The following is a 19,733-nucleotide window of genomic DNA, read 5'->3' on the forward strand; positions in this document are numbered from 1 at the left end:
CGGATGTCGGTGAGCTTCTGCCGATCAGGCGGCGGCGAAATTCCAACAAGTCGGCAGGCCGCCGTTACACAGAGCACAGGTGAAGTCGCTGTCGCGGACGATGTTGCGCTCGCCGCAGTACGGACACTGCCGGAACACCAGCTTCGTGGTGAAGCCCCTGGGGTGCTTGAGCCCCAAACGGTCGAGTGCTGCGGCCACTGCCGCCCAACAGTCCGGGTCGGGGCAGTAGCCGGTCGATTGATTGGTCACCTCAAGCACGTGCCGAGCGCCGGCTGTGCCAGCGAACATCATCTCACCCGCGGCCAGTAGATCCCGGCCAGCCGCAAGGGCGACATGCTCGCTGCGACGCGGGGCGAGCCTGAGCGAGCCGTCGAGCGCAACGACGAAGGTGAACGGCTCGTCCAACTCGTCTCGTGTGCGCCCGGCAAGCCAGCGGTCAAGAACAGCGTGGGAGCCGGCAGTGGCCGCCTCCGTGGAGGGAAGTTGGTCCTGGAGTTCTGCCGGACCGACATAGCGATACGGGCCCGGATTCTTCATCGCGCGACGGTAGCCAGCCATAGCAAAGTTCGTCGACCCAGTTTCGCGGCCGACAGCTGGGACTGTTGACGGGTGACGGACTACTCAGGCGCGCGACTTGCGGCAGATGAGGGCGGGCTACTCGTACCCGGTTGCGGACCGCAGGATTTCGGCGAACAAACGCCAGGAGGCTTGCTCCTGGTCATACTCCGGCGCGTCGCCTACGCGGGCGCCGGCGAACGCCGATAGCCCGTCGAGGAAACGAGTCAGGGTGCCGTTCTCCCATTCGGCCGCACCTCTCGACTGGAAGTCGGCCAGCACCGCCGAGAGGAAGCGGGCGAAGTCATCGCGCGTCTCGACGTTGCTCGGGTCAGCGTCAGTAGCTCGTCCGGTCTCGTAGTCCACGGCACCATGGTGCACGGCGCCGCTGGCAGTTGCGTGCTGCCACGGCGCCAAGTGGTGGTGCGTCACTGGGAGTTGGCGGGGCGGGCTGCCCGGCGTAGCACGATGACAGCGGCATGTGAGTGCGACGTCTATCGCTGGCCCGGCGATGGCGCCAACGATGCTATCGACGCCGTCTCGATGGCGGTCTTCTCGGCGCGGGGCGACACGTCATAGTCACAAGATCATGCACGCTCGATGGCTGAGGAGATCGTCCGCTAGTTCGTTGATGCGCCAGGTGGCGCCTACGGCGCGCAGGGCTTGCTGGACCGTTCGTTGCTCCTGCTCCTTGGGGTCGGGATCACCGAAGGCGGGAAGCGCCATCAGTAGGGAAGTGGGTTGTTCGGGAAGCAGTCCCCACGGCAGTCCAGCGCCAGCGTATTGGACCTCCGAGACGTCCGACCGCCGCACGCCGTCCTGAGCGTCAGCGTCCAAGAGCCAGTCGATACCGGCGTCGTCCGGAAGGTTGCACACGATTAAATGCATTCTCCCTCCAGCTATGGGGACGGTGAACACGGGCCACTGATCGGGCTGCTCGAACCGTTGGCAGTAGACATCCAGGTCTGCGAGATCTACATCGAATGCTTGGGGTGCTGAGCGGGCCATGCCGACCTGCAGCAAGAACGCCGGCCAGAACAGCGCGTCGGCCGCCCAGCCTGTCGCATCTATAAGCGGCGAACACGCCAAAGGGGGTTGGAAACCGTCCAGGTACTCGGGAATGTGCACGGCCTATCCTATGTGAGATACCCAAGGAATATGCCCGAGCGCAACCCGACCCCGAGTGCTCTTGTCGGCACGAGCGGGTGTCGGCCAGCCCTCAGCCGTGGTGACGCCTTGTAGCGAGCGGATCGCGGCATGAGAGGAAACCCAGATCATGGCATGTTGTGACTATTTATTGCGCGACAATGACGTCTTCCGGAGACTTTCAACGTTGTAGTTCGTCGATCTGATTAAGCACGTCCTGGGCTTCCTCGTTTCGCCCCAGGTCAATGAGAAGGTCTGCCAACATGCTCAAACTGCCGTGAAGCGCGGCGGCAAAGACGGCAGCACTCTCAACTGATTTCCGCCGGTAGACCTCGACGGCTTCGGTGGTGGCGGTCAGCGCTTCCTCCCGCCGCCCCAGCCCCGACAGCATCGTGCCGAGGTTGTTCAACGACATGGCGAGGTCGGGTTCGAACGCGCCCGGGTTGGCCGCGGCCAACCGCCGGCGCACCTCGACGGCTTCGGTGGTGGCGGTCAGCGCTTCCTCCCGCCGCCCCAGCCCCGACAGCATCGTGCCGAGGTTGTTCAACGACATGGCGAGGTTGGGTTCGAACGCGCCCGGGTTGGCCGCGGCCAACCGCCGGTAGACCTCGACGGCTTCGGTGGTGGCGGTCAGCGCTTCCTCCCGCCGCCCCAGCCCCGACAGCATCGTGCCGAGGTTGTTCAACGACATGGCGAGGTCGGGTTCGAACGCGCCCGGGTTGGCCGCGGCCAACCGCCGGTAGACCTCGACGGCTTCGGTGGTGGCGGTCAGCGCTTCCTCCCGCCGCCCCAGCCCCGACAGCATCGTGCCGAGGTTGTTCAACGACGTGGCGAGGTTGGGTTCGAACGCGCCCGGGTTGGCCGCGGCCAACCGCCGGTAGGCCTCGACGGCTTCGGTGGTGGCGGTCAGCGCTTTCTCCCGCCGCCCCAGCTCCGACAGGTGGTTGCCGAGGTTGTTCAACGACGTGGCGAGGTTGGGTTCGAACGCGCCCGGGTTGGCCGCGGCCAACCGCCGGTAGGCCTCGACGGCTTCGGTGGTGGCGGTCAGCGCTTTCTCCCGCCGCCCCAGCCCCGACAGGTGGTTGCCGAGGTTGTTCAACGACGTGGCGAGGTCGGGTTCGAACGCGCCCGGGTTGGCCGCGGCCAACCGCCGGTAGGCCTCGACGGCTTCGGTGGTGGCGGTCAGCGCTTCCTCCCGCCGCCCCAGCTCCGACAGGTGGTTGCCGAGGTTGTTCAACGACGTGGCGAGGTTGGGTTCGAACGCGCCCGGGTTGGCCGCGGCCAACCGCCGGCGCACCTCGACGGCTTCGGTGGTGGCGGTCAGCGCTTCCTCCCGCCGCCCCAGCTCCGACAGCATCGTGCCGAGGTTGTTCAACGACATGGCGAGGTCGGGTTCGAACGCGCCCGGGTTGGCCGCAGCCAACCGCCGGCGCACCTCGACGGCTTCGGTGGTGGCGGTCAGCGCTTCCTCCCGCCGCCCCAGCCCCGACAGCATCGTGCCGAGGTTGTTCAACGACGTGGCGAGGTCGGGTTCGAACGCGCCCGGGTTGGCTGCGGCCAACCGCCGGCGCACCTCGACGGCTTCGGTGGTGGCGGTCAGCGCTTCCTCCCGCCGCCCCAGCCCCGACAGGTGGTTGCCGAGGTTGTTCAACGACATGGCGAGGTCGGGTTCGAACGCGCCCGGGTTGGCCGCGGCCAACCGCCGGTAGACCTCGACGGCTTCGGTGGTGGCGGTCAGCGCTTCCTCCCGCCGCCCCAGCCCCGACAGGCGGAGGCCGAGGTTGCTGAGGAAGCCGGCAAGGTCGCGGATATGGGTGGGTTCGTCGAGACGTACGAGGTCACGTTTGAGGGCGACTGCTTGCTGACAGTAGGTGAGGGCTTCGGTGCGGCGGCCGCGTTGACTGAGGCGTAGCTCGAGGTGCCAGGCGGTGGTGGCCAGCTCCGCGAGGGCGGTGGTGTCGCCGAGGGCGAGGGCTTGTTGGTAGTGGTGGTGGGCTTCGCGGAGGTCGTCGATGTCCTGGTCGGCGGGTTGAGGCCAGACCTCGACGCGCCAGCGCCAGTAGTCGGCGGCGTGCTGGTGGGCGTTTAGGAGGGCTGCGGTGTTGCCGTCGGCGTGTTCGCGTCGGTGCAGTTCGGAAGCGGTCCAGCGGTGGACGAACACGTATGCCTGACCACGTGGTGTGGTCTCGGTGAGCAGGCTGCTGGATGTGCAGGCGCCGAGCGGTGCGGCCAGGTCGATCTCGACGTGTACCGGCGGCGTGGGCAGCACGCCCAGGTGCGGGTCGAGCAGCTCCCGCACCGGCGCGGGTAGCCGGGCCACGTCGACCGGGCCGGGCGGTAACTGGGCTTTGGTGAGAATGTCCTGGATAGCCTGCTGTGCGACCTGGACGGCTGCGGTGTTCGCGGCGTTCGGGTCTGGGGTGCCGAGTTGAAACGCTAGGGCGTGGTGGTCGACGGCTCGGCGGTAGACGGAGGCGCCCACCAGCAGCGCGCGGGCGTGCGGGATCGTGTCCAGGTCGGCCAGCAGGTCGTCGAGCAGGACATCGTCGGCGGCCAGCGCGGCGGTTTCGGCCAGCGCCGCGTCGAGCCGGCCGTGCTCGGACAGGTAGCGGTCGATGTCGGCGGTGGGGTGGCCGCGCGCGGTCAGCCGGGCGGCAGCGGCTTTAACCAGACGGATCCGTACGTCGGCGAAGCGGGCCTGCCCACCGGCAAGTAGCGCGTCGAGGTACTCCAGGCAGCGGGGATGGCCGCCGACGGCCCGCCACACCTGCTCCAGCTGGGTCTCATCGAGCCGGTCCAGCCGGGGCAGGGCCCAGGCCAGTTTCATGGTCTCGGCTGACGACAGCGGGCCGACGGGGTGGAAGGTCAGGGCGTGTTCGGTGTGCTCGGGCAGAGTGAACCGGTAGCGGCTGGTGATCAGAAGCCGGGCGGCGCCGGCCTCGGCGACCAGCCGGGACAGCAGCTGCGCGAGGTTCGGGTCGGCCACTTCGCGGGGGCCGCCGCCGTGCGGTGCACTCAGGTTGTCCTCGAAGTTGTCGATGACGATCAGCAACGGGACCGTGGGGAACACCTGGCGGATGAGGATCTCCAGCCGGCGCTGCCAGCTCAGGCTCCCGTCGCGAGCCTGCCGCAGCCCGGTCAGGACCGAGGCGCCGGCCCACACCGTGCGCGAGACCTGCAACGTGTCGGTGATCGCGTCCAGGATCGTCTCGATGGCCTGGTCGACCGTGACCTGGTTACGTATGACGGCCACCAGCCGGGCGCCGTCCGACTCCACCACCCGGGCGATCAACTCGTCGGCCAGGGTGGTCTTACCAACCCCGCCGACGCCGTGCAGCACAATACCGGACATCGACTGACTCAGCAGGCGGGCGGGCAGCCGACGCTGCTCCCAGCGGCGGCCGACAACCTCGCCGGGCTGGCGGCGCAGCACCCCGGTGGTGGCCGGGGCGGCGAGACCCGCCGGGCCGGGCCGGTCGGGGTCGATCACCGGGAACCAGCCGGCCCCGGCCAGCACACTGACCGCCGCCCACTCGCTCAGACCGATCGCCTGCCCGGCCGAAGTGGGCTGCTCCAGCTCCCGCTGGACCTCGCGGCGGGCCTGCGCGGCCGCGGCGATCACGTCCGCGCCCGGGTCGGCCGCGACGTTCTGGTAGATCTTCGCGAACATCCGGGTCGCGTACACATCAGTGATGGCGGTCTGGCTCGCGATCACCACGCTCGCCCCGGCCGCCAGCAGGCCCGCGGCGAACGAGCCCCCGCCGGACGACACGCCGGACTCGGTGCCGGTGTAGCAGGCCGCCAACGTGACCACCGGCGGCATCCGCCCGACCGGGATCGCCTCCCGCACGAACACGTCGACGTCCACCCTCCGGGCCGCGCCGGTCTCGTCCTCCAACTCCAGCACGCCCGGACCACCGTGCCCGGACAGGTGCAGCACATGCGCCGGCCACTCCATCAACGCGGCGCGGATCTCCTGCGTCGTGGCGAAATGCACGATCCGGACCTCGGCCTCGTGGGCCCGCGCGGCGCGTACCGCTTTGAGAACGTTACGCAGCTCCCGCTCGTAGTCGAGCAGCCCACCACCGCCCGACAGCGGCGACGAGATCGCCACCACGATCCGTAACGGGCCACCCGTCGGCGCCGCCACCCCCGCACCGACCCTGCGGTACAGTCGGACCGCACTGTCCAGGCACAACGGCGATACCGCACCCGGCAACCACAACGTCTCCCACGGCAGCCGTGCCAGCTCACCGCCGACCTGGATGCCCAGCCGCACCGGCAGATCCCGTGCCCGCGCCCGCTCGTACTCCCGGCTCAAACCCGCAACAACCGCGTCCGGCAGCAGATCCGCGGCCAGCAGCCGCCCCACATTCCCGGCCGCCGCCCCGACCGGATCCCCTAACAGCGCATCGATGTCCCGGACACCCGCCAAGCCCGCCCGCGCCCGGACCAGCCGATTCGCCGCGTCCGCCAACCCGGCCGACACACCCTGTTGACGGCCCGACACGTCAACCTGCCCACCAGACAGCTCGACCTCACCGTCGCCGCCGATCCGCAGCACCAGATCGACCGCCGAGGCCTCGACCAGCGCCCGGCCCGGCATCTCGCCGTCTTCGGCGAGCGCGTCGACCAGCGGCTCGGTACCCAGGCCCAGCAGCTCACGAGGCAGGCAGGAATCGATCCGGACCGCCGTCAAAAACCCCAGGCCCTCCCGCCGGTGGTGGGCCGACACCACCCCCACCACGCACCCGGCGACCCAGACTGCGGCACCAGACATCGCCTCCCACGGCGACACCCCCGGATCCGGGTCCTCCCCGGGCGGATCGACCCTAATCTCCAGCGTCTGCGACTTCGGGTTGGACAACCCGGCGATCGACCCCACCGCGTGGTGCGCCTCCCGCACCAACACACCATCGGACGCCTCGCGCAGCTTCCACCGGGGAAACCCGACGACCTGCGCCTGGACCTGCCGCGCCGTCACCGTCAACCGCCCGAACCTGGCCGGGGTCACCGCCACCCCATCGACCCGCTCCAGCCGTACCAACGCCGCATCCGCCGTGAGATCACTCCACGCCACCGTCCCCGGCGCCGACCACTCACCCGGCTGCTCCGCGTCGAAACGCAGCGTCACGACTGTCGCGTCAGCCACCACGTGCGCGGCCGTCAGGACCATATCGTCGCGGACCCGATAACCCGACCCCCGCCCCGCCGAACCATCCGCGCGAACGACGATCACCTCGGCGACCCGGGGCGAGGCGAGCGCCTCCCACCGCCCTCGCCCGGACACCTCACCGGACACCGATCACCGTTCCCCCTCTGCGACCGAACCGGAGATCAACGGCGGCCGATCCGGCGCGTCCGCACGGCGCGGATGCAGCACCAACTTGATCCGCTGGGTCACCACCGACGCGCGCTTCGCCCCCCACTCCGCGTCCACCACCACCAGCTTCGCCTTCACCCCCGGCTGCGACGACTTCTCCACCGCCACCGTCAACTCCAGCTCCACCGGCCCCGCCTCGAACCGCAGATCCGTGTGCTCACCCGCCCACATCGCACGACTCATCTCATGGCGCAGCTGCCAGATCAGATCAGCCAGCTCGATACCGTCATCCACCCAGACTCCCCACCCAGCCGCATCGGACCAGACAGTCAACCGCATCCCAACCACCCACGGACACAGCGAAGAAGACACCACCTCAACAGAGTCCAAGATCCGACAGAATCAACCAACGCCATCAACCGTCACAGGGTCCGTAACGCATGGGCCCATTGAATGGGAGGAAGTGTCAATTCGACCCCCCCAACAATCAGAGGAACTTCGTTTCCAGCCGCCCGCTTCGATTCGACCTCATTCCGTCGATTCCCGACACAACATACTCGGCAGGAATCCCTTCTGACACACATGATCAAGTGCGATCATCTCGGCAAAGGAGCGCACAGGATCACGGGCTCCGACCTTCGCCAATCGACGTCTGACGGCCCAGCCGACCCGAGGTGCGGGGTCGCAGTAGTTCATCTCGAACCAATCATAGGGGAGAGGCGTCCTGCGGAAACAGTGTCGAAAGGCTCCGTGAGCAGCGTCGAAACCTTCCATCGGCTGACGTCGTCTTGCGGCTCTTTTTGGAGCGGATTGTGCCATGGCTGGGCCCGTTGATCTTTATGGTCGTCCAAGCCGCGCTTGTGGTAAGCCGGGTGGCCGTCCTGCCTTGGGTGGCATCCGTCGCACAGGCACCGCCCTGACGCGGTCTGGTCGCCTTCGGTGCGCGGTGGTTTGCCGGCCGGGCCGGTCACCCCGGAGGCACCCTGGTCTAGGGCGGGCAGCCCTGGCCGCCGGAGGCCGTCCCTGGGTCGTAGGGCCGGAGGCTCTGCCCACCGGGGGTGCGTTGCATATGACCTATGACCGAGCACGCCCTGCGGCCTCTGGGCCGGGAGGCTGAACCCTCGGAGATACGCGTTGGTACAAATCCTCGATGTCGGTCTGCTGGGCCTCCTCCAATGCTGCAGTCTGGAGGTGCTGGGCACGCTCGACGATCACTCGGTCGGACAGTCGTTTACAGACCTCGTGCAGCTGCCTCACGCCGTCCACGTCGAACGAGATGTGTCGTCCGGTGAGCACGCGGTGATTCCTTGCACGGCCCGGCTTTCTGCGTCCGGAGGGCTCGGCACCGCACCGACGGTGATCATTTCAAAGGGATTGACCGAGTGCTCGACGTGCTTTGAGCGCGTGTCGAGTACGTGTCGGTGGAAATCCCGCACGTCGCCTTCGAGGCCGAGCTTCGTGAGGTCGCCTTCTTTCAATGCGGAGCGATTGCCGCCGTTGAAGCAGCGGGCGTACGTGATGACCGCAGCAGTGAACAGGGCCTGCATCAAGACCCCATCAGGCGTCTCCTCGCTCATCGCCGCCACAAGCTTTCGGCAACAGCGCATGACGAACAGGATGTCTTGGTTGACTGCGCCAAGATCGGCCAGCAACTTTGCGTAGCGTCCGTCAAGCTGCGCGATCGGCAACTGGGTAGTCACGCTCTCGTGATTGCTACTCACGGCGGCCATGATGCCTATGTCCAGCTGTAGACCGATAGTGAGTTACCACGATGAGGTGAGACCCCCGACGGCCTGATCCTGAAGAACCTGTGCGCGGCAGCACGCGCTCCGGCACTTCTACGCGTCGGCCCTGCTGGGACGTCGGTGAGAGCGTGAAGGCGGTCGCGGAGTGGCTGGGCCATGCGAACGCCGCCTTCACGCTTCGTGTGTACGCCCATCTGATGCCGGACAGCCCGCATCGAGCCCGACGTGCGCTGGATCGGCTCTTCGACGCGCCAGAGCCCGATGACGGCCCAGCGACGGCCCAGAGCGGGAGTTGATCTGCAGATGGCCAGGTCGTCAGAGGTTGTTGGGGCTGAAGTGCATGTAGTCCTTCAGGGACTTCCAGCGGCCGCCCCACGCAAAGCCGTTCGTCGTGAAAGCCGTCTCCGCGCCGCCGGGGTGGATCATGCCGGTTCGGTAGGGGGTGCGGGGGATCCAGGGCTCGCTGTGCGGCGGGTCGAGGTAGGTGCCGCGGATCATCGGGTTCTGGCGCGGGTTCACGTCGATGGCCAGGCCGTACGCGTGCTGGGACCACTTCGTCGTGCCGGCCACGTTGCGGCACTCGTAGCCGCTGGTCAGGACGGTGCGATCGGTCAGGCCGGGCAGGTTGCGGGCGACCGGCTCCATCACCATGATCGGGAAGCGCCACTTGTAGAGCAGGGCGAACGCCTTCTGGGTGGCCGGGACGATGGTGCGGCTGACGATCAGGCTGCCGTCGTGGGTGTTGCCGGCGAAGTCGGTGTACTTGACCCAGACCCGGCGCAGGTCGGTCGCGGGGACCGGGCACTTCTTCGCCGGGTCGCCGTTCGCCTCGGCCGCGGTGAGGGTCTCCGACCAGGTGCTCCAGGCCGGCCGGGCGCGATGGGAATCGGACAGTCGCAGGGCCGCGTCCGGCGTGATCACGTCGTCGGCCTCGAGGTTGTTCCAGCGGCGCAGGTCACCGACCGTGACGTGGTACTGCCGCGCGATGGCCGACAGCGTGTCCCCCGGCCGGACGATGTGCGCGGCCGGGGTGGCGGCGGAGGCGAGGGTCGGGCAAGGGGTCAGGAGGAGTACCGCGAGCAGGGGTTTCAACACGTGATCCAGGGTCCGGCCGGGAGCGCCGGCCCCGCAGCCGAACGCCCGGACACCAACTCGGAAGAAGTCCGGGCTCAGAAGAAGTCCGGGCCGGGCCCGTGGTGGTGCCCCATCCCGAGGATCGAGTCGAGCAGCAGCATCCCGCCGAGCGTCCCCGCTCCCGCCGCCAGCGCGGTCTTCCACCACGGCGTCGCGTACCACCCGGCCGGCATCGGCAGCCCGTCCCGGAAGCCGCCCGGGTAGTAGTGCGGAGTTTCCGCGCTGGCCCGCGGCCCGACCCGGTACCCGCCGTACAGCTCCTGGTCGGCCGTCACCACGCCGGCCCCGCGGGCGAGGTCGGGCGGCGGCAGCTCCGGCCCGGGGTCCAGGCCCATGGTGATCCGCGCGGCCCGCACGTAGGCCAGCCCTTCCAGCGCGGACTCCCGGACCAGCCGGTACTGGGTGACCGTCCGGGCCTGGGCCAGCTGCCCGCCGGCCGCCTGATGTCTTTCGGTCGCGTCGACCAGCGCCTGCCGGGCCAGCCCGCCGTCGTCGCGCAGGTTCACCAGCTGGCCGCCGAGCCGTTCGTACCACCGGACCGCGTCCGCGCGCGCGTCCGACACCGCGGTGTCCTCCCGCACGCTCGTGTCACGCCGGCCCCTGGCCAGCAGGAACGACGCGCCGATGCCGGCCAGCAGGAGGAGGAGAAGAATCGTCATGTCCTCGATGCTCGGCACGCCGGCTGTGCGTGGCCCATGAGCAGAGGATCAAATTCCTTGGGGGTACGGCCGGTGCCGCTCGCCAGGCGCACAACACCCGCGGGAATGTTCAGGTTCCGGTGGCTCCGGTCGATCAGCATAGGTGCAGACGGCTACGGAATGAGTGCGTTCAGTGACGGAATCCCCCCAGGTGCTCCCCGACGGGCCGCACACCGCTGAGCTGACCGGTCTCGATGTGATCGACGAGCTCGGGCGTGGCGCCTTCACCATGGTGCACCATGTCCGGCGCGGCGACCGCGACTATGCGTTGAAGCGTCCCCTCGCCGACGCCGGTGAGCTGCCCGAGATCCGCACCGCGTTCCAGCGCGAGGCGGCCCTGCTGGCCTGCATCGACGACCCGGGCGTGGTCGGCGTGCACGCGGTCGGCGAGGTCGGCGGCGTGCCCGGCATGGTGCTCGAGCACCTGTCCGGCGGCGCGCTGTCCGAGCTGCTGGTCTACGGCGTGCTGTCGCCGGAGCGCACGGTCGGGCTGGCCGCCCAGCTGGCCCGCGGCCTGGCCGCCGCGCACCGGGTCGGCCTGGTGCACCGGGACATCAAGCCGGACAACATCATGATCGCCAAGGACGGCGCCGCCAAGCTGATCGACTTCGGTCTGGCGCAGCTGGGCCGGGACCCCGACGAGGACTCCGACCAGGCGGTCGGCACGTTCCTGTACACCTCGCCGGAGCAGTCCGGGATGTTGCGCCGCCCGGTCGACGGCCGCTCCGACCTCTACTCGCTCGGCGTGGTGCTGTTCGAGTGCCTGACCGGCCGGCTGCCGTTCGAGGCCGACGACGTCGGGGAGCTGCTGCGGCTGCACCTGGCGGCGCCGGTCCCGGACGTCCGGGAGAAGCGACCGGACCTCGATCCCGCGCTCGCCGCGGTGATCCACCGCCTGCTCGCGAAGGACCCGGACGACCGCTACCCGGACGCCGGCGGGCTGCTCGCGGCGCTGCGGCACTGCCCCGGTGGCGAGGCCGCCGAGGCGCCCGCGGCCAGCCGGTGGCCGATGTGCGGGCGGGACGCCGAGGCGGACCGCCTGGCCCGCCGCTGGGAGCGGGCCCGGGCCGGCCTCGGTGGCGTGGTGCTGATCCACGGTGGCCCCGGCTCCGGCCGGACCCGGCTCGCCGAGCACGCCGCCGGGCTGGCCGCCGCGAACGGCTGCGTGGTGCTCTCCGGCACCTGCCGGCCGGACGAGCCGGCGCCGCTGGCCGTGCTCCGGGAGGCCGTGCAGGCGTCGATGGCCCGGATCCACCGGATGCCGGCCGAGGCCCGCGCGGTCGCCGAGAAGAACATCGTCGAGGCGGCCACCGCGGCCGGCGTCGCCCAGGTGATCAAGCTGTTCGGCGACCTCGGCGTGCTCGAGGTCACCGGCCCGGCCGCGGCCGGCGACGAGCACGTGTTCGCGGCCGGCGCGGCGTTCCTCGGCGACCTGGCCGTACGCGCCGACGGCATGATCCTGGTGATCGACGACGCGCACCTGATCGACACGGCCACCCGCCGGATGCTCGACGCACTCGCCCCCGACCTGCCCGGCCTGCCGCTGCTGGTGCTGCTCACCGACACCGTCCCGGACGCCTGCGAGCCGGGCGAGCTGGACCTGGGCGTGCCCGGCACGCTGGAGCTGACCTGCACGCCGCTGCCGCCCGCGGTGGTGGCCGAGGTGGTCGCGTCCCGGCTGCCCGGCGCCGAGGTGCCGGCCGAGCTGGCCCGGCACGTCACGGTCCGCACCGACGGCACCCCGCTCGCCGTGATCACCTACCTGATCCGGCTGCTCGACGCGGGTCTGCTCGGCCCGCTCTGGGGGACCTGGCACCTGGACACCGCGGGCGCCGACGCGCTGCCGTCCGGCGCCGGGGTCCGCGACCTGCTCGCCGCCCGGCTGACCGGGCTGCCGCTGCCGGTGCTGGACCGGCTCACCACGGCCGCGGTGGCCGGTGTCCGGTTCCGCCCGGAGGGCCTGCCCGCCGGGGACGGCGAGGAGACCCTGGCCGCGCTCGCCGCCGGCCTGGAACGGCACGTGCTGGAGGTGCGCCCGGGCGGCTGGTACGCCTTCGTCCACCCCCAGCTGCGGGAGAGCCTGCTCGACCGGCTCACCCCCGGCGAGCTGTGCCGGACCAACGCGGCGCTGGCCGCGGCGCTCGACGGCCTGGAGCCGGAGCTGCGCGACGAGGCGCACCCGTACACCGTGGCCCGCTACTACCAGGGCGCCGGCAACGCCGCCCCGGTGGCCGAGCGCCGCCGCGCCGCGGCCGACGCCGGCCTGCGGGCTCTGGCCGACCAGGCGCCCGCCGACGCGATCGGCTACCTGACCGAGGCGATCGACGGGGATCCGGCGCCGTCCACCACGCTGCTGCACGCGCTGGCCCGGGCGCAGCTGCGGGCCGGCCGGTTCGACCAGGCCGACGCGACGCTGGACATCGCGCTGGAGGCGGAGCCGGACCGGCTGCGGCGGGCCCGGATGGACATCACCCGGATCGAGCTCAACCACACCACCTGGAACGACACCCGGGCCCTGGAGGCGGTTCAGGACGCGTTGCGGGAGCTGCGCAAGCCGCTGCCGGGCAACAAACTGCTGCTGGTGGCGTCCACGCTCGGCGCCGCGTTCGCGGGCGGGGTGGTACGCCGTACCCGAATCGGGTTTGGATCTGCCGAAGGCGGGCGGCGCGAAGCGCTCGCCGTGCTGACCGCCGTGCTGGACGCCGGCGGATTCGCCGCCGCGATCGGCCTCCGGTTGCGGGAGGCGGGCGTCTTCGCGCTGCGGTCGCTGTACGCGGTCAACCGCCTCGGCCCCAGCCCCGAGTACGCCCGGGTGTACGCCCTGGTCGGCTACGTGATGTCGATGGCGAAGCTGCGCGGGACCGGCGAACGCTGCCTGCGCCAGGCCGCCCGGGTCGCCGCCGAGCTGGGCGACCCGGCGCTGATCGCCTACGTCGACTGGATCCAGGGCTGCGCGATGCTGCTCGGCGGCTACGACGACGGCACCGCCTGGGAGAAGGCGATCAGTCAGCACGCCCGCTGGTACGAGCCGGCCCAGCTGCTGCCCGGCCACGCCTCGCAGGGGCTGCGTCAGCTGCTGCGCGGCTACACCACCGACGCGGTCCGGGAGTACGAGCGGGGCCTGCGCGGCGTCGCCGACCCGGCCATGCTGCACGGCACGTCGCTCGGCATGCTGGGCGCGATGATCCCGGCCTACCAGGGCCGGTTCGGCGAGGCCGCGACCGCCCTGCAACGGCTGCGCGAGGCGTTCCCGCCCGGCGCCGGCACCAAGGTGCAGCGCGCCAACAACCTCACCGCGCAGGTCTGTGTGCTGCTCGAACAGGGTGAGGTCGGCGAGCCGTTCGACGCGGCGATGACCGAGTTCCGCGAGCTCGGCTTCCGCGACCGGGACCTGATGGCCCAGCACAAGTGGGTCCTGGTCTTCTACGCGCACTCCCGGCTGATCCGGCTGCGCTACAGCAGCGACGAGGACCGGCCCGCCCGGCTGGCCGAGGCGGTGCGGGCGATCCGGGACGTGGGCCGCTCCGGCGGCACCCCACTGATCAAGCTCTCGTACGCGATGTGCCAGGCCTCGCTCTGCCAGCTCACCGGCGATCAGGAGCGCGGCATCCGGCTGGCCGACGAGGCGGAGAAGCAGGCCCGGACGCTTGACGCGCCGATGGCGCTGTACGAGATCCATCGGATCCGGGCCCGGGCGATGCGGGCCCTCGGACAGGGCCACGAGGCGGACCGGCAGGCCCGGTCCGCGCTCGCGCTGGCCGTGTTCTACGGCTGGGAGCAGCGGCGGCGGCAGACCCGGACCGAGTTCGGGGTGGACGAGGGGGCGAGCACGCACCGCCGTACCGTCGCCGAACGCCGCGGCGCCGGGAACGGCCGCAACCGCAGGCTGGAAGCGCTGCAGCAGATCAGTACGGCGGCCGCCACGGTCCTCGACCCGCGGCAGCTCGCCCAGGTCGCCCTCGACGAGATGCTCCGCATCCTGGGCGCCGAGCGCGCGCTGTTCTTCCTGCTCGACGAGGCCGGCCAGCCGGTCCGATACGCCGGGCGGGACGCGGCCGGCGACCTGACCGACACCATCGAGTACGGCGCCACCCTGGTCGGCCGGGTCGCCGAGAGCGGCGAGGCGGTCGTCGTCACCGGCACCGAGCAGGGCGCCGCGCTCGGCTCGCGCAGCGCCGTGGTGCACGGCCTGCGCAGCATCCTGGTCGCCCCGGTGCAGTTCAAGGGCCGGATGGTGGGCGTCGTCTACCTGGACAGCCGCCTCGCCCGGGGCATCTTCACCGACGACGACGTCGAGGTGCTGACCGCGGTGAGCAGCCACGTCGCGGTCTCCCTGGAGACCGCCCGGGCCGCCCAGCTGCACCTGGCCGTGCAGGCCGCGCAACAGCAGCAGGCGCTCGCCGAGATGCTGCGCGCCAGCCTGGCCGAGCTGACCGGGATCCTGGAGCCGGACCGGCTGCTGCGCCGGCTCAGCGGCACCCTGCGGACGTCGCTCGGCGCCGGCTCCGGCTGCCTGGTCACGCCCGAGGGGGAGGTGCTCGAACCGGCCGAGCTGGCCGGCCTGCGCCTCACCGACGAGGAGATCGCCGCGCTGGCCGAGCTCACCGAGCCCGCCCTGCTCGACCCGGCCGGCACCGGCAAGCTGCGCGAACGGTTGCTCGACGGCGACCCGGCGGCGCTCGCCGTGCCGCTGGACGGCCGGGACGGGCGGGCCGGGGTGGTGCTGCTCGGCGGGGACGCGCTGGACGACACCAGCCGGCAGGTCGCGGCCGCGCTGTCCTCGCAGGGGATGACCGCCTACGACAACGCGCGCCTGTTCAGCCGGGTGCAGGAGCTGGCCACCACCGACGAGCTGACCGGGCAGCACAACCGGCGGCACTTCTACGCGGTGGCCGGCGCGCTGGTGCAGGCCGCGGCCCGCAACGGGCGGCCGCTCGCGGCGGCCATGCTGGACATCGACAAGTTCAAGAACGTCAACGACACGTACGGGCACGGCGTCGGCGACGAGGTGATCCGGACCGTGGCCGGCCGGATCCGGGCCGTGCTGCGCCACTCCGACGTGCTCGGGCGCTACGGCGGCGAGGAGTTCGCGATCGTCCTGCCGGATCACGGCGGCGAGGCGATGGAGCTCGCCGAGCGGGTGCGCCTGGCGGTCGGCGGGCAGCCGGTCGAGACCCAGGCCGGTCCGTTGACGATCACGATCAGCATCGGTTTGACCCGATTGGGTGATGACGCGACTACGTTGGACGATCTTCTCGCTCGGGCGGATCACGCCCTGTACCGGGCAAAGGAGGCGGGCCGGAACCGGGTGATGGCCGAATGAGATGGAGATGCGCAGGTGAATGGGGTCGCGGTCCATTGACGTAGCCCCTTATTATCTGTGCGCCCGTCCCTTGATCACGAGGTGTGCCGTTGCGAAGCTTCTCCGTCCCTGAGCGGATAGGTGGCTTCGGCGTGCTCGTGGCCGGAGCCGCGGCCCTCTGGCCCACCGTCACGACCAGCACCGGTGTAGGCGTGCCCTGCATGTTGCGGACCCTGACCGGTGTGCCGTGCCCGGGCTGCGGTCTGACCACCGCGGCCGTTGCGCTGGTCAGAGGCGAGTTCGGGACAGCGTTCCAGGCCAACCCGGTGATTTTCGGGTTGGCCGCCCTCGCGGTCGTCGTCGGTCCGCTGGTGGCGCTTCGGGCCACCGGTGTGCTGGCTCCGCCGAGGCCGTGGTCGCCCGTCGGGCGTCGACGGATGGGATGGCTGGCCGGGCTGCTGGCCATGGCGAGCTGGCTTTTCCAACTGCACCGGCTCGGCGTGAGCTGGGCCTGATAAAAGGACCCGTGATATGACATATCCCCCTAACCCCAACGACCCGTACGGTCAGCCGCAGCAGCCCTACGGCCAGGGCGAGCAGCCCCAGCAGCCGTACGGCGCGCCGCAGCAGCCCTATGGCGCGCCGCAGCAGCCCTACGGTCAGGCCCCCTACGGCCAGCCCGCCTACGGCGCGCCCGGTTACGGCCCGCCGCCGGTCGTCGGCTACGCGAGCTGGCTCCAGCGTGTCGGCGCCTACCTGATCGACGTGATCGCCGTCGTGCCGATCAGCATCCTGGGCAGCACCCTCGGCATGGACAAGGACCCGGTCACCGGTCTGCCCACGTACAACGCCCTGTACTGGGTGTTCTACCTGCTCTCGATCGCCGTGGTCGGCTACAACCGGTGGTACCAGGGCGGCACCACCGGCCAGAGCTGGGGCAAGAAGGCGCTCGGCATCCGCCTGGTGGACGCCAACACCGGCCAGAACATCGGCGGTCTGAAGGCGTTCCTGCGTGACCTCGCGCACTTCGTCGACTTCATCATCTGCTTCATCGGCTACCTGTTCCCGCTGTGGGACGCCAAGAAGCAGACGCTGGCCGACAAGATCGTCAGCACGGTCGTCATCAAGTAAGGCACCTCGGAAAGCCCCGCCCAGCTCGGCCGGGCGGGGCTTTCCGCTGTCCGGGTCCCGGTATGTGGACACCTGTGACCGGCGTGACGTCCGGTAGGTTGGGGCCCGTGCGGGAGTTGCTGCGGCCGGTCGTCGTCGCGCCGATGGCGGGTGGCCCGTCCACCCCGGAACTGGTCCTCGCCGCCGGCCGGGCCGGCGCGCTCGGCTTCCTCGCCGCCGGCTACAAGACCCCGGAAGCTGTCGAGGCCGAGGTCCGCTCGGTGCGAGCTTCCACCATTGCGCCGTACGGACTGAATCTCTTCGTCCCGATGCCCCCCGCCCCCGGACGAGGCCGCCGTGGCGCGCTACCGGGATGCCCTGCGCCCCGAGGCGGAGCGCTACGGGGTGGAGCTACCGCCGCTGGGGCTGACCGACGACGATCACTTCGCGGCCAAGGTGGAGCTGGCGATCGCGTACCGGATCCCGCTGGTCAGCTTCACCTTCGGGGTGCCGTCGGCCGCGGTCGTGCGCGCACTGCGCGACGCCGGCTCGGCGGTGCTGATCACCGTCACGAGCGGCGCCGAGGCGCGCCGGGCGCTGACCGTGGAGCCGGCCGGGCTGATCGCCCAGGGCGGGAGTGCGGGCGGGCACGCCGCGACGCTCGATCCGGCCGGATATCGCGGTGAGCGTGGCGCCCCCGAGGTGCTCGCCGAGGTGCTCGCGGTGACCGATCGGCCGGTGCTGGCGGCCGGCGGCGGCGACGTTCCCGGGCTGCGGTCGGCCGGTGCCGCCGCGGTCCAGTGCGGCACGGCGTTCCTGCTGGCCGAGGAGGCCGGCACCCGGGCGGTCCAGCGGGCGGCGATGCGCTCCGGGGAGTTCCGGGAGACCGTGGTGACGCGGGCGTTCACCGGGCAGCCGGCCCGGGCGCTGCGCAACCGGTTCGTCGAGGCGTACTCGGCGATCGCGCCGGTGGGCTATCCGGCGATCCACCACCTGACCGCACCGATCAGGGCGGCGGCGGCCCGCCAGGGCGACGCATCGGCGCTGAACCTGTGGGCCGGGGTCGGCCACGCCACCACCCGCCCGGGTTCCACCGCGGCGCTGGTGGACGAGCTTCAGGCCTGACCCCTACGGCTGGGTGGACGCGGCCTGCTCGGCGTCGGCCAGGATCTGGCGGGCGCCCTGGCGCATCAGTGACACCGCGACCGCCGTGCCGAGCAGCACGGGATCCTTCTCCCACTCGTGCGCGTCGGCCACGTCCTTGCCGCTCGGTGAGATCACCCGCGCGCGCAGCCCGATCCGGCCGTCCGGCTCGGTGCGGGCCAGCGCCCCGATCGGCGAGGAGCAGGAGCCCTGCAGGATGTGCAGCATCGTGCGCTCGGCGGTGGTCTCCGCCCAGGCGCGCGTGTCACCGATGCTGGCGGCCAGGTCGCGCACCGCGGCGTCGTCCTCGCGGCACTGCAGGACCAGCGTCCCGGCGCCGACCGCGGGCACCATCGTGTCGACGTCCAGCGGGTGGGTGAGCCGGTCGGTCTCGCCGATCCGCTCCAGCCCGGAGACGGCCAGCAGCAGCGCGTCGTACTCGCCGGCGTCCAGTTTCGCCAGCCGCCGGTTCGCGTTGCCGCGGATCGGCTTGACCGACAGGTGCGGCCAGTGCAGGCCGATCTGCGCGATCCGGCGGACCGCCGACGTGCCGATCACCGTGCCCGCCGGGACCTGGTCGATCGGGATCCCGGCCGGATGGACCCACGCGTCGCGCACGTCGTCGCGCGCCAGGTAGGCGGCCATCACCGTGCCGGCCGGCGCGGGCCGGTCGCCGGGCACGTCCTTCACGCAGTGCACGACCAGGTCGACCTGGCCGGCGAGCAGCGCCGCGTCGACCTCCTTGGTGAACGCGCCCTTGCCGCCGAGCTGCGCCAGACTGCCCTGCCAGCGATCACCGCTGGTGGTCATCGACTGCACCTCGACCCGCAGGTGTGGGTGCCGCGCGACCAGCATGGCCTGGACCCGGTCGACCTGCGCGAGCGCCATCGGGGAGTTTCGGGTGCCGATACGCACCGTCCGCGATTCGGGCATACGGGCAGGGTACGCCCGACCCGTCCGGGTGACGGCAGCCAGGCCGCAAATCCGACAACATTAACGATCGTTAATACTTAACAGATTGTTCTCGGCCGGGCGCGACATTCGACCTGCGAGCCGGTGTAGGTTCGTTTTCGGGTTGATTCTGGTCGGCCGGATGAAGAACCGTCCGGTGGCCCTCCCCGGGTGCTCGCGGGAGATCCTCGCGGCCATTGGTGAAAAGGATTCCGAAAATGCGTGCTGCGGTGCTGGCCGGCGTTGTCCCGGTCGTCCTCCTCCTCTCCGGTCCGGCCCAGGCGGCGCCGAAGGCCGCGACCGGCGTGCTCGGCACCTACGGCTTCGGCCGGGCCGCGGTGATCGGCGCGGGCGGGCAGAGCGCCGGCCTCTGGTCGGTCGCCGGCACCCACCCCGGGGTCGCCGGGGACGACCTGGTGATCACCTACACGCCGCGGCACCGGCCGCACTCCGCCGAGCACGCCGTCTACACCGCCCGGTTCGACCAGGTCAGCAACCCGCGGACGGAGTGCGAGCGGGTCGGCGCCGATGGCGTGGCGGCGCGCGTCTGGGTCTCGTTCCGGTGCCGCACCGGCATCGCGCCGAACTACACGCTCCTGGTCCGGTGATCCCCTTCGACGGTCCGG

General features: G+C 71.0%; 14 protein-coding genes and 1 pseudogene. 6 read left to right on the top strand and 9 right to left on the bottom strand.

Annotated elements, in window-relative coordinates; all coding sequences use genetic code 11:
* Window positions 1-24 precede the first annotated feature (24 nt).
* From L3i22_RS10415 to L3i22_RS10450, 8 genes are all read right to left on the bottom strand, one after another.
* A complete protein-coding gene (locus L3i22_RS10415; RefSeq protein ID WP_221326753.1) occupies window positions 25-537 on the bottom strand; it encodes a TFIIB-type zinc ribbon-containing protein in 513 nt (170 codons plus the stop codon).
* Window positions 538-654: 117 nt separating this feature from the next.
* Window positions 655-921, bottom strand: a complete 267-nt coding sequence (locus L3i22_RS10420) for a hypothetical protein (protein WP_221326754.1) — start codon at window positions 919-921, stop codon at window positions 655-657.
* A 213-nt stretch (window positions 922-1,134) separates the two neighbouring features.
* Complete coding sequence (locus L3i22_RS10425; protein WP_221326755.1) at window positions 1,135-1,683, bottom strand: hypothetical protein; 549 nt, start codon at window positions 1,681-1,683, stop codon at window positions 1,135-1,137.
* A 199-nt stretch (window positions 1,684-1,882) separates the two neighbouring features.
* On the bottom strand, window positions 1,883-7,003 hold the full coding sequence (locus tag L3i22_RS10430) for a tetratricopeptide repeat protein (protein WP_221326756.1): 5,121 nt from the start codon (window positions 7,001-7,003) through the stop codon (window positions 1,883-1,885).
* Between the two features lie 3 nt (window positions 7,004-7,006).
* Window positions 7,007-7,318 carry a trypco2 family protein gene (locus L3i22_RS10435; RefSeq protein ID WP_221326757.1) on the bottom strand — a complete coding sequence of 104 codons (312 nt, stop codon included), beginning with the start codon at window positions 7,316-7,318 and terminating at the stop codon, window positions 7,007-7,009.
* Between the two features lie 959 nt (window positions 7,319-8,277).
* Window positions 8,278-8,745 (bottom strand): hypothetical protein, encoded by a 468-nt coding sequence (locus L3i22_RS10440; RefSeq protein WP_221326758.1) that lies wholly within the window; start codon window positions 8,743-8,745, stop codon window positions 8,278-8,280.
* A gap of 339 nt (window positions 8,746-9,084) precedes the next feature.
* Window positions 9,085-9,864: a M15 family metallopeptidase gene (locus L3i22_RS10445; RefSeq protein WP_255658101.1), complete on the bottom strand. Its 780-nt coding sequence runs from the start codon at window positions 9,862-9,864 to the stop codon at window positions 9,085-9,087.
* Between the two features lie 74 nt (window positions 9,865-9,938).
* Complete coding sequence (locus tag L3i22_RS10450; protein ID WP_221326759.1) at window positions 9,939-10,562, bottom strand: DUF2076 domain-containing protein; 624 nt, start codon at window positions 10,560-10,562, stop codon at window positions 9,939-9,941.
* Between the two features lie 172 nt (window positions 10,563-10,734).
* Between L3i22_RS10450 and L3i22_RS10455 the strand changes: the two genes are divergently transcribed.
* The 5 genes and pseudogenes from L3i22_RS10455 to L3i22_RS10470 all read left to right on the top strand — a co-directional run bounded on the left by L3i22_RS10455 (window position 10,735) and on the right by L3i22_RS10470 (window position 18,138).
* A complete protein-coding gene (locus tag L3i22_RS10455; protein ID WP_221326760.1) occupies window positions 10,735-15,924 on the top strand; it encodes a diguanylate cyclase in 5,190 nt (1,729 codons plus the stop codon).
* An 83-nt stretch (window positions 15,925-16,007) separates the two neighbouring features.
* Window positions 16,008-16,418, top strand: a complete 411-nt coding sequence (locus L3i22_RS10460) for a DUF2752 domain-containing protein (protein ID WP_255658102.1) — start codon at window positions 16,008-16,010, stop codon at window positions 16,416-16,418.
* 16 nt (window positions 16,419-16,434) lie between these two features.
* Window positions 16,435-17,034, top strand: a complete 600-nt coding sequence (locus L3i22_RS10465) for an RDD family protein (RefSeq protein WP_221326762.1) — start codon at window positions 16,435-16,437, stop codon at window positions 17,032-17,034.
* A gap of 143 nt (window positions 17,035-17,177) precedes the next feature.
* Window positions 17,178-17,288, top strand: a pseudogene (locus tag L3i22_RS53410) (nitronate monooxygenase); the annotation flags it as partial.
* 82 nt (window positions 17,289-17,370) lie between these two features.
* The gene (locus tag L3i22_RS10470; protein ID WP_255658103.1) at window positions 17,371-18,138 is read left to right on the top strand and encodes a nitronate monooxygenase family protein; all 768 of its coding nucleotides are present in this window, start codon (window positions 17,371-17,373) and stop codon (window positions 18,136-18,138) included.
* Window positions 18,139-18,141: 3 nt separating this feature from the next.
* Here L3i22_RS10470 and hemC read toward each other — a convergent pair whose 3' ends face one another.
* Complete coding sequence (hemC, locus tag L3i22_RS10475) at window positions 18,142-19,089, bottom strand: hydroxymethylbilane synthase (protein ID WP_221326763.1); 948 nt, start codon at window positions 19,087-19,089, stop codon at window positions 18,142-18,144.
* A gap of 236 nt (window positions 19,090-19,325) precedes the next feature.
* Here hemC and L3i22_RS10480 point away from each other — a divergent pair, with 236 nt between their 5' ends.
* On the top strand, window positions 19,326-19,715 hold the full coding sequence (locus tag L3i22_RS10480; protein WP_221326764.1) for a hypothetical protein: 390 nt from the start codon (window positions 19,326-19,328) through the stop codon (window positions 19,713-19,715).
* The last annotated feature ends 18 nt before the right edge of the window (window positions 19,716-19,733 follow it).

The organism is Actinoplanes sp. L3-i22 (genome assembly GCF_019704555.1).
GTDB lineage: Bacteria > Actinomycetota > Actinomycetes > Mycobacteriales > Micromonosporaceae > Actinoplanes.

What these genes read in the sequence shown, in the direction of transcription:
- L3i22_RS10465 (WP_221326762.1), top strand. Translation starts at nt 16,435, where the DNA reads ATGACATATCCCCCTAACCCCAACGACCCGTACGGTCAGCCGCAGCAG.
- L3i22_RS10450 (WP_221326759.1), bottom strand. Translation starts at nt 10,562, where the DNA reads ATGACGATTCTTCTCCTCCTCCTGCTGGCCGGCATCGGCGCGTCGTTC.
- hemC (WP_221326763.1), bottom strand. Translation starts at nt 19,089, where the DNA reads ATGCCCGAATCGCGGACGGTGCGTATCGGCACCCGAAACTCCCCGATG.
- L3i22_RS10415 (WP_221326753.1), bottom strand. Translation starts at nt 537, where the DNA reads ATGAAGAATCCGGGCCCGTATCGCTATGTCGGTCCGGCAGAACTCCAG.
- L3i22_RS10480 (WP_221326764.1), top strand. Translation starts at nt 19,326, where the DNA reads ATGCGTGCTGCGGTGCTGGCCGGCGTTGTCCCGGTCGTCCTCCTCCTC.